Source organism: Duganella aquatilis (assembly GCF_009674565.1).
Taxonomy (GTDB): Bacteria; Pseudomonadota; Gammaproteobacteria; order Burkholderiales; family Burkholderiaceae_D; genus Rugamonas; species Rugamonas aquatilis.
The window spans coordinates 41,772-58,360 of record NZ_WKJL01000013.1 but is presented as its reverse complement, the minus strand read 5'-3'; the positions used below and the strand labels follow the sequence as shown (position 1 = coordinate 58,360).

At 65.1% G+C, this 16,589-nt stretch carries 9 protein-coding genes; 3 read left to right on the top strand and 6 right to left on the bottom strand.

The genetic code is table 11. The features are described 5' to 3' along the window. Positions 1–31: 31 nt before the first annotated feature. Positions 32–2,827, bottom strand: a complete 2,796-nt coding sequence (locus GJ698_RS17670; protein WP_154359173.1) for a hybrid sensor histidine kinase/response regulator — start codon at positions 2,825–2,827, stop codon at positions 32–34. Between the two features lie 103 nt (positions 2,828–2,930). On the opposite strand from GJ698_RS17670, the gene GJ698_RS17665 reads away from it, so the two are divergent. Next, a complete protein-coding gene (locus GJ698_RS17665; protein ID WP_154359172.1) occupies positions 2,931–3,560 on the top strand; it encodes a LysE family translocator in 630 nt (209 codons plus the stop codon). A 130-nt stretch (positions 3,561–3,690) separates the two neighbouring features. On the opposite strand, the gene GJ698_RS17660 is transcribed toward GJ698_RS17665, so the two are convergent. Together GJ698_RS17660 and GJ698_RS17655 are read right to left on the bottom strand one after the other, a co-directional pair. Beyond that, positions 3,691–4,314 carry a YceI family protein gene (locus GJ698_RS17660; RefSeq protein WP_229260046.1) on the bottom strand — a complete coding sequence of 208 codons (624 nt, stop codon included), beginning with the start codon at positions 4,312–4,314 and terminating at the stop codon, positions 3,691–3,693. Between the two features lie 417 nt (positions 4,315–4,731). Beyond that, a complete protein-coding gene (locus GJ698_RS17655; protein ID WP_154359170.1) occupies positions 4,732–7,389 on the bottom strand; it encodes a M1 family metallopeptidase in 2,658 nt (885 codons plus the stop codon). A 117-nt stretch (positions 7,390–7,506) separates the two neighbouring features. Between GJ698_RS17655 and GJ698_RS17650 the strand changes: the two genes are divergently transcribed. Both GJ698_RS17650 and GJ698_RS17645 read left to right on the top strand, forming a co-directional pair. Then, entirely contained in the window at positions 7,507–8,175 is a 669-nt protein-coding gene (locus GJ698_RS17650) for a glutathione S-transferase N-terminal domain-containing protein (protein WP_154359169.1), read from the top strand. After that, positions 8,172–8,798: a glutathione S-transferase family protein gene (locus tag GJ698_RS17645; protein WP_154359168.1), complete on the top strand. Its 627-nt coding sequence runs from the start codon at positions 8,172–8,174 to the stop codon at positions 8,796–8,798. Before GJ698_RS17650 ends, GJ698_RS17645 begins: the two co-directional genes overlap by 4 nt. On the opposite strand, the gene GJ698_RS17640 is transcribed toward GJ698_RS17645, so the two are convergent. From GJ698_RS17640 to GJ698_RS31430, 3 genes are read right to left on the bottom strand one after another with little or no spacing between them, the layout of a single operon-like run. Then, positions 8,795–9,760 carry a CheR family methyltransferase gene (locus GJ698_RS17640; protein WP_229260045.1) on the bottom strand — a complete coding sequence of 322 codons (966 nt, stop codon included), beginning with the start codon at positions 9,758–9,760 and terminating at the stop codon, positions 8,795–8,797. The two genes, GJ698_RS17645 and GJ698_RS17640, sit on opposite strands and share 4 nt — an antisense overlap. After that, a complete protein-coding gene (locus GJ698_RS17635) occupies positions 9,760–14,655 on the bottom strand; it encodes a hybrid sensor histidine kinase/response regulator (protein WP_154359167.1) in 4,896 nt (1,631 codons plus the stop codon). Before GJ698_RS17635 ends, GJ698_RS17640 begins: the two co-directional genes overlap by 1 nt. Before the next feature lie 3 nt (positions 14,656–14,658). Next, a complete protein-coding gene (locus GJ698_RS31430; RefSeq protein WP_371865367.1) occupies positions 14,659–16,527 on the bottom strand; it encodes a putative bifunctional diguanylate cyclase/phosphodiesterase in 1,869 nt (622 codons plus the stop codon). Between the last annotated feature and the right edge of the window lie 62 nt (positions 16,528–16,589).

Here is a 16,589-nt window from a genome sequence, read left to right as displayed (position 1 = left end):
CCAATGTCCGAATGTCGGCACTGACCCCGGTTCAGGCGCTGCGCAGGTCGGCGCAGGCCTTGTCCAGCGCCGCTTCGACGCCGGGCAGCATGTCGATCACTTCGACCAGGTCGCCGGCGCTGGCGGCGGCTTCCATTTCGTGACACAGCGAATGCAGGTGCGGCGAATTCAGGTAGCCGGCGCTGCCTTTCAGCGCGTGGATCGCCGCCGCTGCCGCGCCGGCGTTGCCGGCGACCACCGCCGCGCGCGCCGTCTCCAGCCGGCGCGGCGCCTCGTCCAGGAAGGCTTGCGTGATGCGCTGCATGTGCTTGTGTGACAGGCCGGCCAGCGGCATGATCTGCACCGTGTCGGTCGCCGCGTCGCCTGCCTGCGGCGCCGGCGCCACACCGAACTGCCGGTCCAGCGATTCCAGGTGTTCGACATCGGTCGGGCGCAGCGTCCGGCCGCGGCTCAGGTGCTGGGCGATGACTTTTTCCACCTGGTCGTACAGCAGCCGCTCGTCCACCGGCTTGCTGAGGAAGCCGTCCATGCCGCCCGCCAGGTAGCGCGCCCGATCGTGGTCGCTGGCGTTGGCGGTCAGCGCGATCACCGGCACCTCCGGATCGAGCACGCGGTAGTCTTCGTTACCTCCGGCGCGGATCAGGCGCGTGGCCTGCTCGCCATCCATCATCGGCATGCGGCCGTCCATCAGCACCAGGTCGTAGACGGCGCTGCTCAAGGCATGCAGCGCCTGCAGGCCGTTCTCCACGATGCGGATGTCGTGCCCCATGCCTTCCAGCAGGGTGCTGACGATGATCTGGTTGGTGCGCACATCCTCCGCGCACAGCACCCGCAGGCGATAGGCGTGGTGCGATTTGCGCGGCAGCGTCGACGGATCGATGGCCGGCGCCATGCCCAGTTCCAGCGGCAGCGTGAAGCTGAAGGTGGAGCCGGCGCCGACCCGGCTTTCGGCGGCGATCGAGCCGCCCATCAGCTCCACCAGTTCCTTGCAGATCGCCAGCCCGAGGCCGGTGCCGCCGTAGCGCCGCGTGGTCGAGTGGTCGGCCTGTTCGAACTTCTGGAACAGTCGCGGCAGCGTTTCCGGCGGGATGCCGGGACCGGTGTCGCTGACGTCGAAGCTGACGCTGGTGTGGCCGTCGGCCGCCTGCATGGCCGAGGCGTCCAGCCGCACTTCGCCGCGGTCGGTGAACTTGATGGCGTTGCCCAGCAGGTTGAGCAGGATCTGCCGCAGGCGCGTCGGGTCGCCGCGCACGTAGCGCGGCAGGTCCAGCGCCAGTTCGTAGCGCAGCAGCAGGCTCTTGGCGTCGGCCTGCTGCTGCAGAATGCCGACGGCGTCGTCGATCAGCGCGATCAGGTCGAAGTCCACGGTTTCAATCGACAGCCGGCCGGCGTCGATCTTGGAAAAATCGAGGATGTCGTTGAGGATGGCCAGCAGCGATTCGCTGTTCTGCAGGCCGATGCGCAGATACTCTTCGGTCCTGCCGCGCACCGACTGATCGCGCATGGCGAACTTGATCATGCCGATGACGCCGGCCAGCGGCGTGCGGATGTCGTGGCTCATCGCCGACAGGAAGTCGATGCGGTGGCGGCTGACGATTTCCGCGTGTTCCTTGGCCTCAGTCAGTTCGGCGGTGCGCTCGTTGACGCGCTGCTCCAGGTTGTTGCGCAGCAGGCGGATCTGGTCGGCCAGCGCAAAGGCCAGCAGCACGCCGTCCAGCGTGCCGCCCAGCAGCGTGGCCAGCTGCGCATTGCTGACCAGCGCCGGGATCAGGCCGACGTTGGCCGGCAGGATGATCAGGCCCGGCACCATCAGCGCCACGAAGCCCAGCACGAAGAAGCGCGCCGGATAGTAGCCGCGCCGCCAGACGATGATGCCGCTGGTGAGCGCCATCGACATCCAGATGGTGATGACGATGGTGGCGATGGTATGGGCATAGCTCAGCGCCAGGAAGCAGGCCGGCATGGTCAGCAGCGGCAGCACGATGTTGATGCGGCTCAGCGCATACAGGCGCGGCGCGGTTTCCTTCAGTTTCAGGAAGCTGGTGTAGAACAGCGTGCTCAGTACCGGCAGCAGGAAGAAGGGCACGTAGTGCCAGTGCAGGTCGTGCCATCCGAACAGGTCGGCCGACATGTGGAAGGTCATGCCCCAGGCCACCGCGTAGCACAGCACATACAGCGAGTAGTACAGCGAGGAGCGGTCGCGCGTGATCGAGTAGATGAAGAAGTTGAACACGGTGAGCGCCAGCAGCGCGCCGACGGAGCCGATGATCAGCACATTCTCGCTGGCCACCAGCTGCTGGTAGTCGGCGCGCGGCAGCACCGAGAATACCGGCGTGCGGGCGTAGTAGGGACTCGAAAAGCGGATCAGCACATGGTAGCGCTGGCCCGGCTGCAGGTCGACGTCCTTGCCGTAATGGAGCAGGTAGGAATGCGGCTGGCGGTAGCCGGTCAGCATCTGGCGGATGCCGCCGTCTTCGCCGTAGACCTGGATGTCGACCATGTCGATCAGCGTGTCGTTCGGATCGATCACCCAGTTCGGCTGGCGGCTGTCGACGCGCAGTTCGGCGTACAGCCAGTAGCTGCCGCCCAGCAGGTCGACCTTGGGGGCGGGCTTGAGCTGCGCCAGCAGGGCCGGCAGGCCGCTGGCGTTGACCGGGTACGGTTCGCCGTTGTCGGCGTACAGCCGGCCGGCCTTGGCCAGGTCGATGCTGGCATTGGTCAGCGAAATGGGCGCGGCGCCGGCGTGGACGCAGACAGCCAGCAGCAGGAGCAGGGCATAGCGATGCAGGGTCGCGGTCAGGCTGTGGATCTTGCTCGCTTTGCTCATTCGGATTCCGTGCGCCCGCTGTCCAGAGAAGATAGTGCTTACATTTTAAACGAGAACTTGACGCTTTGGTATGATGACGGTTTTTGCGTAACAGGAAATTATCTTGCTCATTTCGCCAGAACAGTTCATCGGTTTTTTCAGCGCCGCGCTGCTGATCACCATTTCGCCGGGACCGGACAACCTGATGGTGCTCAGCGTCGGCATGTCGCGCGGCCGCCGCCAGGGCATGATGTTTGGCCTCGGCTGCGCGCTGGGCTGCCTGAGCCACACGCTGCTGGCGGCGCTGGGCGTGGGCGCCCTGATCAAGGCTTCGCCGCTGGCGTTCGGCGCGCTGAAGCTGGTCGGCGGCGCTTATCTGATCTGGCTTGGCTTCGGCGCCTTGCGCAGCCGGGGCGGCGCGCGGGTGGAAGGCGCCGGCTTGCCGGATGAAAGTCTGCGCCGGCTGTTCACCAAGGGCCTCTTCGCCAATATGATCAATCCCAAGGTGGTGCTTTTCTTCCTGTCGTTCCTGCCGCAGTTCGTGGTGACGTCGCGCGGCGACGCGGCGTGGCAGACGGCGCAACTGGGCCTGGTGTTCACCGCGCAGGCGGTGCTGCTGTTTGGATTGCTGGGTTATTTCTCCGGCGCGGTCGGCGCCTGGATCAACCGTACGCCCAGCGCCGGCAAATGGATGGACCGCGTGGCCGGCGCGATTTTCGTCGGCCTCGGCCTGCGCCTGATCATCGCGCGTTAAAAATCTTTTTCGGGAGCGCGCGATGTCATCATGGCGTCACGCACGGCTGAGATACTGTCTTTGCTCTTTCAAGTCTCTCCCGATTTGAAATTTTTGGCCCGCGCCTTTTCGAAGTGCTGCGGGCTTTTTTTTATCTGGCGCTCAGGTCGAAGCGCAGTTCCATCTGGTCCAGCACCGCCATGGCGCCGCCCATCACGGAAAACGGCGTCAGGCCGAAATCGGTTTGCTTCAGCACGACCGTGCCTTTGACGTTGATGGCGCCATCTTCTTCATGCAGCTCCACCGGTATGTCCAGCGTGCGCGTGACGCCGTGCAGCGTGATGGCGACGCGCAGCGGCTGGCCGGCGGCGATGCGTTCCGCGTGCACGGTCACCAGCGGATAGCGCTCGGCGTCCAGCACCTTGGTCAGCATATTGTGGCGCGTGCCTTCGATGGCGTCGGCGGAGGGCTGCTTTTCCAGGCCGGCGATCTGGCGCAGGTCTGCTTCATCGATTGTCATCTGGTCGAGGCGGAACTGGAAATCTGCGACATTGCGCGCCGGCGAAACGGTGCCGGTGATGGCGTGGCTGGCGACCACGTGGTCGTGGCCGAGGCGCGCCAGGATGCCGCCGCGCCGTACGGTGACGGCGATCAGCGAGTGTGCGGAATCGATGTGCAGCAGCGGGCCGGCGTCGGCCGGCAATGGCGCCGGGGGCACCGCGGTCGCTGGCGCCGCGACGGCGGGCGCGCTCTGCGGCGCCGCGGGCGGCGGCAATTGCGAACAAGCGCTCAGCGCACATAAAACCGCAATTGCTGGAAATGTAAAGTTCGCGTGCGTCATTTGGCCGTCATATTGTCCAATTATTATCGCTCCCGCTGGTGACAGCGTGCTCCAGTCGACTCCGGGTCCAAGATGGCGCGGATGTTCGCAAAGCATGGCTCAGCAGGCTGGCCGGTGGCCTCAAACACCGGCACCACCCACCTTAATGAAGTTCTAAGCCTGCGCTTTGCGATCGGTGGCAAAGTAGCACCCATAGCGCGAGGTTAAGCCCAGCGCCCGGTTGCCGGACCGTTCAAGCCCGGCACAAATACCATCCAGACGACACCATAGTCGGCGGACACCCGGACATCCCCACGCTTTCGAGCGTTTTTGTAACCAGCACCATCTCGCGATGGCGCTGGTTTTTTTTGCTTAGCCGGCGTGCTGCTTCAGCCAGGCGTCAATCTCCGGCAGGCGCTTGCTGCGCACCTTGATGCGATACTCGATCGAGGCGATCGCGGTCTTGGTGTCGCCTTGCGCGTCGGCCGGCAGATACTGCTTGGCGTAGGCCTGCAGCTTGCCGATCATCGCCGGATCGGCCGAACGTCCGCCCAGGCCAGGGAAGTAGCGGCTGCGCGAGGCGATGTCGACGATCTTGTCGACCTTCTCGTGGTTGGCGACGGCGAAGTCGAACGCCAGGTCCGGATGGCTGCCGGACACGCGGCCGATCAGCGACGGCGCGGTGGTGGCGCCCGGTTCATCGGTCAACGCCAGGTCCAGCGCGCGTTGCGCCAGCGCCTTGTCTTCCGCAGCGCCCAGCAGGCCATACAGCTCGCTCTTGATCATGGCCGATTGCTCGGCCTTGGCGGCGGCGTGCAGCTGCTCCCAGGTGGCGGCGTCGGCGTTCGATGCGATCACGCCCAGGATAGGACGGCGCAGCGCGGCCGGCATGGCGCTCTTGTCGGTGGCCGAGGCGGCGTAGCGGCGGCGCGCTTCGGCGATCACCGCCTCGTCGCCCACGGCGCCCAGCGCGCGGATCAGCGTCTCGCGCAGGTTGGCGACCGGCGCCGCTTCGTCCTTGGCGGCGGTCCAGCCGATGCGGGCGAACACCGGCGCCAGGCGGGCGCGCGTGAAGCGGTCCAGCGCCGCGCGCTGCTCAGGCTTGCCTTCGTAGCTGTCGTGCAGACCGGCCAGCACGCCGGCGATCTTCTGCCAGACCTGCGGCGCGGCGTCCGCCGGCGCATTGTTGGCCAGGTCCATGAAGCTCGATGCCGGCATCAGGCCGGCCATGCCCAGCGACCAGCTGTCCGACAGCAGGCCAAGCTGGTCGATGGTCGGCATGGTGGCGAAGCTGCCGGCCAGCGCGGCGAACGACTTCGGCGTGTACAGCGTGCGGTAGTAGCCGCTCTGGCCGGCGTTGACCAGCACCGCGCCGCAGCCCGGCAGCGTCATGCTGGCTTTGCCGCCGCTGACCACGGCGCGCACGGTGGCGCCGCCGACGGTCTGCGCGATGACCGGCACGCGCCAGCTCAGCGGCTTCTTGTTTTCCTGGTCCTTGCTGAATTCACCCTGCGTCAGCTGGATGGTGGTCTTGCCGTTCTTGCAGACCGCATCCGATACGCGGATCAGCGGCACGCCAGGCTGCAGCGTGAAGTCGTGGGCAATCGCGGTCACCGGCTTGTGCGCGGCTTTTTCCACTTCGCGCCACAGGTCGTCCGACACCGTGTTGCCGTAGGCGTGCTTGGCGACGTAGCTGCGCACGCCGGCGCGCCATGCGTCTTCGCCCACGTAGCTTTCCAGCATGCGGATCACGGATTCGCCCTTGCTGTAGGTGATGCTGTCGAACGCCTGGCTGGCTTGTTCCACCGTGGCGATGCGCTGCACGATAGGGTGGGTGGTGGCCAGCGCGTCGCGCTCCATGGCGCCTTCGCGGGTGCCGACTGCGCGCAGCTCCCATTTCCACTCAGGGTGCAGGCGGGTGGTGGTGCGCGACTCCATCCACGAGGCGAAGCCTTCGTTGAGCCACAGGTCGTCCCACCAGGCCATGGTGACCAGGTCGCCGAACCATTGGTGCGCCATTTCGTGGGCGGCCACCAGGAACGAGGTTTCCTTGTTCGACTGCGTGGCGACGCGCGGGTCGAGCAGGATCGAGTATTCGAAGGTGAAGATCGCGCCCCAGTTTTCCATCGCGCTGAAGAACTGGCTCTGGCCAGGCGCGGCGATGTTGTCCAGTTTCGGCAGCGGGTATTTGACGCCGAAGTAGTCGTTGTATTCCTTCAGCACGTCGCGCGACGAGTCCAGCGCAAACTGCGCCTGGCCCAGCGCGCCTTTTTGCGTGACCACGCCCAGCTCCACGCCGTCCTGCATGGCGGTGGCGCGTTCGAACTCGCCCAGGCCGAAGAACAGCAGGTAGGTCGACATCTTCGGCGAGGTGGCGAAGCGCACCAGCTCGCGGCCGTCGGCCAGCTTGGTGGTCGAGGCGACCGGCATGTTGGAGACGGCCATCTGGCCGGCCGGGATGGTGGCTTCCAGCGCGAAGGTGGCCTTGTAGAACGGCTCGTCCCACGACGGGATCATGCGGCGCGCATCGGAGTTTTCGAACTGGGTGTACAGCGCGCGCTTCTTGGCGCCGCCGTTGTCGTAGTCGAGCGAGAACAGGCCGGAAGCCTGGGTGCCGATCACGCCGGTGTAGTCCAGCTTGAGCTGGTAGCTGCCCGGCTTGAGCTGTTCGGCGAACTGGAAGGTGGCGGTCTGCTTGTCCGCGTCCACCTCGATCTTGCTGGCGGCCTGCGTGGCTTTGCCAGGACCGGCGCTGATGGCGGCGGCGCTGAATTTCAGGTCGGCGGCGTTCAGGGTCAGGCTGCTGGTGGCTTGTTTGATATCGAGCGCGATCGTTACGCTGGCGCTGAAACTGCTGTTGGCCGCATCCGGCGTCAGCGACACGGCGTAGTGCGTCGGGACGGCGGTGCGGGGAAGCTGGGTGGTGGCCTGCGCCGATTTGGCGGCAGGAGCGGCGGCAACCAGGGTAGGGGAGCCGGCGGAGAAACCCAACAGCGCCATGACGGCGAGCGAAATCAAACTGCGTTGCATGCTTTTCCTTTGTTATGTGGGCCTTTTGGGCAAGCGAGCAATCTACGGCGAACCGGATGCGCTGTCAAATCCCAAATAGGATTATGATCCTGCTACGCGCATTTTGAGGACAGACACATGATCGATTTGTACACCGCCGCCACGCCCAACGGCCATAAAATCTCCATCGCCCTGGAGGAACTGGAGCTGGTCTATACCCTGCACGCCCTGGATCTGGCGGCCGGCGAGCAGAAACTGCCCTGGTTCCTGGCGCTTAATCCGAATGGCCGCATTCCGGCCATCGTCGACCGCTCGGAGGATAACTTTGCCGTGTTCGAGTCGGGCGCCATCCTCGTGTATCTGGCCGAGAAAACCGGCGAACTGATGCCAACCGACTTCAAGGGCCGCTCGCAGGTGATGCAGTGGCTGATGTTCCAGATGGGCGGCGTCGGCCCGATGATGGGGCAGGCCAACGTGTTCCACCGCTACTTTCCGGAGAAGATCCAGCCGGCCATCGACCGCTACCAGGGTGAAAGCAAGCGCCTGTTCCGCGTGCTGGATGCGCACCTGGCCGCGCATGAATACCTGGCCGGCGACTATTCGATCGCCGATATCGCCAACTGGGCCTGGGTACGCACGCACGACTGGTCCGGCGTGACGGTGGACGATCTGCCGCACTTGCAGCGCTGGATCGCGGCGATTGCGGCGCGTCCCGCGGTGCAGCGCGGGATCATGCTGCCGCCGCGCGTGGAGCGCACCGATCCCACCACCGTGCGCACCATGCTGGAGACAGGACAGTCGCGATGAAATTCTATACTTCCGCGCGCGCGCCGAATCCGCGCCGGGTCGCCATGTTCATCGCCGAGAAGGGCCTGACGGATATCGAACAGGTGCAGATCGATCTGGGCGCGGCGCAGCACCGCAGCGCCGAATACCTGGCGCTCAATCCCTTCGGCCGGGTGCCGGCGCTGGAACTGGATGATGGCCGCGTGCTGTGCGAAACGCGCGCCATCTGTTCGTGGCTGGAGGGCCATGCGCCGGAGCCGAACCTGATGGGCGACGGCTTCGACGAGCGGGCCTTCATCGAGATGACCGACCGGCGCGTGGAGCTGCATCTGTTCTATGGCATTGCCAACTGCGTGCGGCATACGCATCCGGGACTGGCGGCGCTGGAGCAGCCGCAGTTCCCGGAATACGGCGCAGCCCAGGGCGAAAAGATGCGCGAGGCGGCGCGCTGGCTGGATCAGACCCTGGCGACGCAGCCGTTTGTGGCCGGGCAGCGCTTCACCATCGCCGACATCACCGCGTTCTGCGCGCTGGAATTCGGCCGTGGCCTGATGCGCTTCCGGCCGGGGCAGGAAGGTTTCACGCACCTGCAGGCCTGGCGCGACCGCATCGCCGAACGGCCCAGCGCCTCAACGGTATACTAGGCCACGCGCTTGTACCACGACTGGTGCGCCAGCAGCGGCTTGTAGTGGCGTGACAGGGCGTCGTGATCGTCCAGTTGGCGGTCCAGCGCGAGCATGCCGAACGGCGCCAGGCTGTCGTCGAACAGCTGCAGCACGCGCCGGCGCAGCTGCGGACCGAAGTCGGGCAGGGCGCGGTGGCCGAGTATCATCTGAAACTCGTTGAACGAGGCATCGGTGACCAGGTTGTACTGGGCCCAGGTAATGCGGCTGGCCAGGTGCGGCTTCAGCACGGCGTGCGTGCCGTCTTCGTTGACGTCGAAATAATCAATCAGCTTGCCGACGCCGCCGCTGCGCACGTAGTTGGCTTGCAGCTCGCCCAGGTTGGCCATCGGCAGGCTGGCATGCTGGGCTTCGGCCAGCATGGCGTCGCTGGCGACGGTGGCGTAGACCTCGGTGCGCGAGGCCAGTTGTTCCTGATCCAGCAGAATGGCCAGGGTCCACGCCTGCTGGGCGCCGGCGCAATCGGCCAGCCACACGCGCGGCAGCGCGGCGCCGTGCAGGCACACGCCCAGCGACAGGCGCAGCATCGAGACTTCCAGCGCATTGTCGAACATCAGCGCCGGCTCCACGTACAGCGCGCGCAGCAGGGCGGTGTAGCTTGGCTCGTCATGCAGGATGCGCGATTGCAGCGCGGAGATGGTCGGCAGGCCGAGTTGCGAGCGCAGGGCCTGCACCTTGCGGCTGATCACCGCGCGCTCGTAGCCGCGAAAATCGTAGCCGTGGCACTGGAACAGCGCTTCCAGCAGCAGTTCCAGTTCCAGCTCCTCGACGGTGGACGGCGAATGGCGACGCCCCGTGCCGCCGGAGGTGACCAGCACCGGCACGCCGGTTGTCGGCGCTGCGGTCGGCATGGGCGTCACGGCGGGCGGCGCGTCCTCGACGCCGCGCAGCGCCGCTTTGATGGTGGCGATCAGGGACGACATCAGTGCAGCCACACGCGCATCAGCGACAGCAACTGGGCCACGTCCACCGGCTTGGTGATGTAGTCCGAGGCGCCGGCGGCGATACATTTATCGCGGTCGCCCTTCATCGCCTTCGCTGTCAGGGTGATGATCGGCAGCGACTTGAATTTCGGGATGCGGCGGATGGCGCGCATGGTGTCGTAGCCGTCCATCTCCGGCATCATGATGTCCATCAGGACGATCTCGATGGTCGGATCGCGCTCCAGCACCTCGATGCCGTCGCGGCCATTCTCGGCGAACGACACCTGCATCTGCTGCCGCTCCAGCAGCGACGACAGCGCGAAGATGTTGCGCAAGTCATCGTCGACGATCAGCACCTTGCGTCCCGCCAGGCCGCCTTCGGCCGCGTGGATTTCCTCCAGCATCTTGCGCTGCGCTTCCGGCAGGCTGGCCTGCGAACGGTGCAGGAACAGCGCCGTCTCGTCCAGCAGCCGCTCGGGCGAGCGCGCATCCTTGATGACGATGGTCTTGGCGTAGCGCTTCAACTTTGCCACTTCCTTGCGGTTCAAGTCCTTGGCGGTGTTGATCACGATCGGCAGGTCGCGCAGCGCCTCGTTCTTGCCGATGATGTCCAGCAGGTCGAAGCCGCTGATGTCCGGCAGCGTCAGGTCCAGCACCATGCAGTCGAAGTGCTGCTCGCGCAGCGCATCCAGCGCGGCCTGGCCGGTTTCCACCGCCATGATGTGGATGTCCGAGTCGCCGATCAGCGAGATGATGGACTCGCGCTGCGCCGGTTCGTCGTCCACCACCAGCAGGCTGCGTTTTCCTCCCAACAGGAACTTCTGGATGCGGCTGAACTCTTCCTGCAGGGCCTCCTTGCTGACCGGTTTGTTCAGGTAGGAGATGGCGCCCAAGCGCAGCGCGCGTTCGCGTTCGCGCAGGCTGGACATCACGTGCACCGGAATGTGGCGCGTGCTCGGGTCGCGTTTCAGTCGGTCCAGCACCGTGAAGCCGTCGATGTCCGGCAGGTCCAGGTCGAGCAGGATCGCCGACGGCAGGTAGTCGCGCGCCAGGCTCAGTGCCGAGTCGCCCTGCATGGTGACGATGCCCTTGAAATTCTTCTCGCGCGCGAAGCCCAGCACGATCTGCGAGAAGCGCTCGTCGTCCTCGATGATCAGCACCGACGGATCGCCCGGCGCCACCAGGCCGCGGTCGTCGCTGCCGCTGTATTCGTCGAGGTCCGCATCCAGTTCGCTGATGATGTTGTGGTCCGCCAGCACCAGTTCGGCCTGCGCAGGTGGCGTGTACACCACCTGCGGCGTCGGCGCCGGCAGGCGTACCTGCGGCTGGCGGCCGGTGTCGTAGTTGATGAAGCCCGCCCGGTTATACGGCAGGAACAGGGTGAAGGTCGAACCGCTGCCGACCACCGATTCCACGCGGATCTCGCCGCCCAGCAGGCGCGCCAGCTCGCGCGAAATCGACAAGCCCAGGCCGGTGCCGCCGTATTTGCGGGCGGTGGAGCCGTCGGCCTGCTGGAACGCTTCGAAGATCAGCTGCAGCTTGTCCGAGGCGATGCCGACGCCGGTGTCGGTCACCGCGAACGACAGCACCGCGTCCGCATGCAGCAGGTTGGGGTGATCGCTGGTGAAGCCGCTGTTCACCAGGCTGATACACAGCGACACCTGGCCGTGGGTGGTGAACTTGAAGGCGTTGGACAGCAGGTTTTTCAGCACCTGCTGCAGGCGCGTGGTATCGGTCATCATCGCCGTCGGCAGGCTTTCCTTCAGCTCCACGGAGAAGCCGAGGTGCTTGGCTTCGGCCATGTGGCGGAAGGTGCGGTCGACGTAGTTGCGCAGATTCTGGAAGCGGTACTCCGACACGTCCAGCGTGACGGTGCCGGATTCGATCTTCGACAAGTCCAGAATATCGTTAATCAGCGTCAGCAGGTCGGAACCGGAGCCGTGGATGGTCTTGGCGAATTCCACCTGCTTGCCGGACAGGTTGCCGTCCGGGTTGTCGCCCAGCTGCTGCGCCAGGATCAGCAGGGAGTTCAGCGGCGTGCGCAGCTCGTGCGACATATTCGCCAGGAACTCGGACTTGTACTTGGACGACAGCGCCAGCTGGGTGGCCTTCTCTTCCAGCGCCAGTTTGGCCTGCTCCACCTCGCGGTTCTTCCGTTCCACCTCGATGTTCTGCTCGGACAGCAGGCGCGCTTTTTCCGCCAGCTCCTGGTTGGTCTGTTGCAGTTCCTGGGCCAGCGACTGCGACTGCGTCAGCAGCGATTCGGTACGGCTGTTCGCCTCGATGGTGTTCAGCACCACGCCGATGGATTCCATCAACTGGTCGAGGAAGGACAGGTGGGTTTCGGTGAAGCGGTCCAGCGAGGCGATTTCAATCACCGCCTTGACCTGCTGCTCGAACAGGATAGGCAGCACCACGATATTGGTCGGCGGCGCCGCGCCCAGGCCGGACGACACCACGATGTAATCGCGCGGCACGTCGGTCAGCCAGATGCGCACCTTCTCCAGCGCGCACTGGCCCACCAGGCCTTCGCCCGGCAGGAAGGAGGTCGGTAGCTTGCGGCTGGAACGGTAGCCGTAGCTGGCGATCATGCGCAGGCGCGCGTCGCTGTCGCCGGCATCCATCATGTAGAACACGCCGTGGTGCGCCGACACCAGCGGCGCCAGCTCCGACAGAATCAGCTTGGTCACGGCCTGCAAGTCGCGCTGGCCCTGCAGCAGGCGGGTGAAGCGCGCCAGGTTGGTCTTCAGCCAATCCTGCTGCGCGTTCTTCAGCGTGGTGTCTTTCAGGTTGCGGATCATCTCATTGATGTTGTCCTTCAGGTAGGACACCTCGCCGCGCGCTTCCACCTGGATGGAACGCGACAAGTCGCCGCGCGTCACGGCGGTCGCCACTTCCGCGATCGCGCGCACCTGGTTGGTCAGGTTGGCCGCCAGCTGATTGACGTTCTCGGTCAAGTCCTTCCAGGTGCCGGCCACGCCGGACACGTTGGCCTGGCCGCCCAGCTTACCTTCCGTACCGACCTCGCGCGCCACGCGGGTCACTTCCGAGGCAAAGGAGGACAACTGGTCCACCATCACGTTGATGGTGTCCTTCAGTTCCAGGATCTCGCCCTTGACGTCCACCGTGATCTTCTTGGACAAGTCGCCGCGCGCCACCGCCGTCGTCACCGCTGCGATGTTGCGCACCTGGCCCGTCAGGTTGGACGCCATGAAGTTGACGTTGTCGGTCAAGTCCTTCCAGGTGCCGCCGACGCCCGGCACATAAGCCTGGCCGCCCAGCTTACCTTCGGTGCCCACCTCGCGCGCCACGCGCGTCACTTCGGAAGCGAAGGAGGACAGCTGGTCCACCATCACGTTGATGGTGTTTTTCAGTTCGAGAATTTCGCCCTTGACGTCCACCGTGATTTTCTTGGACAAGTCGCCGTTGGCCACGGCGGTGGTCACGTCGGCGATGTTACGCACCTGGCCCGTCAGGTTACCCGCCATCGAGTTCACGCCGTCGGTCAAGTCCTTCCAGGTGCCGGCCACGCCCGGCACGTTGGCCTGGCCGCCCAGCTTGCCCTCGGTGCCCACCTCGCGCGCCACGCGCGTCACCTCGGAAGCGAAGGAGTTCAATTGGTCCACCATCACGTTGATGGTGTTCTTCAGTTCCAGAATCTCGCCTTTCACGTCCACCGTGATCTTCTTGGACAAGTCGCCGTTGGCCACGGCGGTGGTCACGTCGGCGATGTTACGCACCTGGCCCGTCAAGTTGCCGGCCATGGAGTTCACCGAGTCGGTCAAGTCCTTCCAGGTGCCGGCCACGCCTTTCACCTGCGCCTGGCCGCCAAGCTTGCCTTCCGTACCCACCTCGCGCGCCACGCGGGTCACCTCGGAAGCGAAGGAGGACAACTGGTCCACCATCACGTTGATGGTGTTTTTCAGTTCCAGAATCTCGCCTTTCACGTCCACCGTGATCTTTTTCGACAAGTCGCCGTTCGCCACCGCCGTCGTGACCGCCGCGATGTTACGCACCTGGCCCGTCAGGTTGGACGCCATGAAGTTGACGTTATCGGTCAAGTCCTTCCAGGTGCCGCCGACGCCCGGCACATAGGCCTGGCCGCCCAGCTTACCTTCGGTGCCCACCTCGCGCGCCACGCGCGTCACTTCGGAAGCGAAGGAACGCAACTGGTCCACCATCACGTTGATGGTGTCCTTCAGTTGCAGAATCTCGCCGCGCACGTCCACCGTGATTTTCTTGGACAAGTCGCCGTTGGCCACCGCCGTGGTCACCTCGGCGATGTTACGCACCTGCGAGGTCAGATTGCCCGCCATCGAGTTCACCGAGTCGGTCAAGTCCTTCCAGGTGCCGGCCACGCCTTTCACCTGCGCCTGGCCGCCCAGCTTACCTTCCGTACCCACCTCGCGCGCCACGCGCGTCACCTCGGAGGAGAACGACGACAGCTGTTCCACCATGGTGTTGGCGGTCATCGCCGCGCGCAGGTACTGGCCTTTCAGTGGATGGCCGTCGACCTCCAGCGACATGGTCTGCGACAGGTCGCCTTTCGCCACGGCGCCGATCACGCGCGCCATTTCGGAGGTCGGCCGCACCAGGTCGTCGATCAGCGTGTTGACGGAGCTGATGATGGTGGCCCAGCCGCCGGTGGTGTTGGTCATTTCGGCGCGCTGCGTCAGCCGGCCCTCGCGGCCCACCACGCGGCTGACCTCCGTGACTTCGCGCACCATGCGCGCCTTGGTGTCGATGATGTCGTTCAGTGTGTCGGCGATCTTGCCGGCCATGCCGATCCAGTCGGATGGCATGCGCACTGAAAAGTCTCCTTTTTTCAGCGCCATCAGCGTGGAGAGCAGCACCTTTGCGTCCAGTTGTTCGCCCAGGTCGGTCATATTATTCATAGCTTATTCCTCGTTGCTTAGGAGGGAAGGTGAGTTGATAAGAGTGTCGCTTGTTTGTTCCAGCAGGCCGGCGGCCGGCAGCGGCGGATAAAACAGATCGCCCTGGCAGGCGTGGCAGCCCAGCTCCTGCAGCACTTCCAGCTGCTGCCGGGTGGCGACGCCGAGCGCAATTACGCGCATCGACAGCGCTTTCGCCAGATGCACCACTGCCGCCACGATGTCGGTGCCGCCTTCGTCGTTGCCGATGCCGTGCACGAAGCTGCTGTCGATCTTCAGCGCGTTGAGCTGCCAGCGCTTGCAGGCGGCCAGCGACGAGCGCGCGCTGCCGAAATCGTCGAGCGCGACGCGCACGCCGATGCTTTGCAGCTGCGTCAGCAGCGGCGCCAGTGTCTCGGTGGGACCGAACAGCAGCTTTTCATTGAGTTCGATGCCGATGCTGCCCGGCGGCAGGCCGTGCTTGCGCATCACCGGCAGCAGCGCCTGCGGCAGGTCCGCGTGCAGTTGCGGCGTCGCGAGGTTGATCCAGATGCACAGCGGCGGGCCTTGCACGTTGCGGCTCAGGCTTTGCCACAGCGAGGCCTGCGCGCAGCTTTGCGTGGCCACCCAGGCGTCGACGCGGTCGAGCAGCGCTCGCTCCTGCACCTGCGGCAGGAATTGCGCCGCTTCCATCAGGCCGCGCAGCGGATGGCGCCAGTACAGCAGCGCTTCGGCCGCCACCACATCGCCACTGCGCAGGTCGACCTGCGGCTGGTAGCGTAACTCCAGCTGCCCCATCGCCAGCGCCTTGCGCAGTTCCAGCGTCCATTGTTCGCGTTCGCGCTCGCGCACGTTCAGCTCTTCGTGGAAGAACTGCACCGGCGTCGCGGTGTGCTGCTTGGCGTGGTACATCGCCGTGTCGGCGTTCTTCATCAACGCCTGGGCGTTGGCGCCGTCTTCCGGGTATAGCGCGATGCCGATGCTGGCCGCGGTCTTCAAGCGGTTGCTGCCGATGTCGAACGGCAGCGCGCACGCCATCTCGATCTTGCGGCCGACGCGCGCGGCGTTGGCTGAGGCGGATTTGCCTTCGATGAGCACGACGAATTCATCGCCGCCCAGGCGCGCGACGATGTCGGCCACGCGCACCGCCGCCATCAGCCGCGCCGCGACCTGGCGCAGCAGCTCGTCGCCAGCCTCATGGCCGTAGTGATCGTTGACCTGCTTGAACTTGTCCAGATCGAGGAACAGCAGCGCGAAGCCGATGCCGCTGCGGTCGGCGCTGGCGACGGCGTGTTCCAGCTGCTGGATCAGCGCGCGGCGGTTGAGCAGGTTGGTCAGCACATCGCGCGTGGACAATTCGTGGGCGCGCTGTTCGGCCTGTTTGCGTTCCTTGATTTCCAGTTCCAGCTCGGCGTTGATGCGTTCCAGGTCTTGCAGGCGCTGCACGTGCAAGTCCTGGTTGAGGCGCGCCAGTTCATCGCTTTTGATGCGCAGCTGCATGCTCTTGGCCGCGATCTCGACAAACACCGCCACCTTGGCCTGCAGGATCTGCGGAATCACCGGCGTGAACAGGTAGTCGGCCGCGCCTTTCTGATAAGCCTTCAGGCGGTTCAGTTCATCCGCATAGTGGGCGGTGATGAAGATGATGGGCGTGCCGGCCGAACGCGGATGGGAGTGGATCGCTTCGGCCGTTTCAAAGCCGTCCATGCCGGGCATGCTGACGTCCAACAGGATCACGGCGAACTCGTGGCGCAGCACATGGCGCAGCGCTTCCTTGCCCGAGCCGGCGGTGATCAGCTCATATAAATGCTGATCGGCCGCATCCAGCAGCAAGCTTTCCAGGGCATACAGGCTGGCCTGGTCGTCATTGACGAGAAGAACTTTTGGGATCTGCACGGCGGCTGAGGACGGTAGCGGTTTGGAAGGTAAAAGATACTCTTGTAATGGGCGGAGTCAAG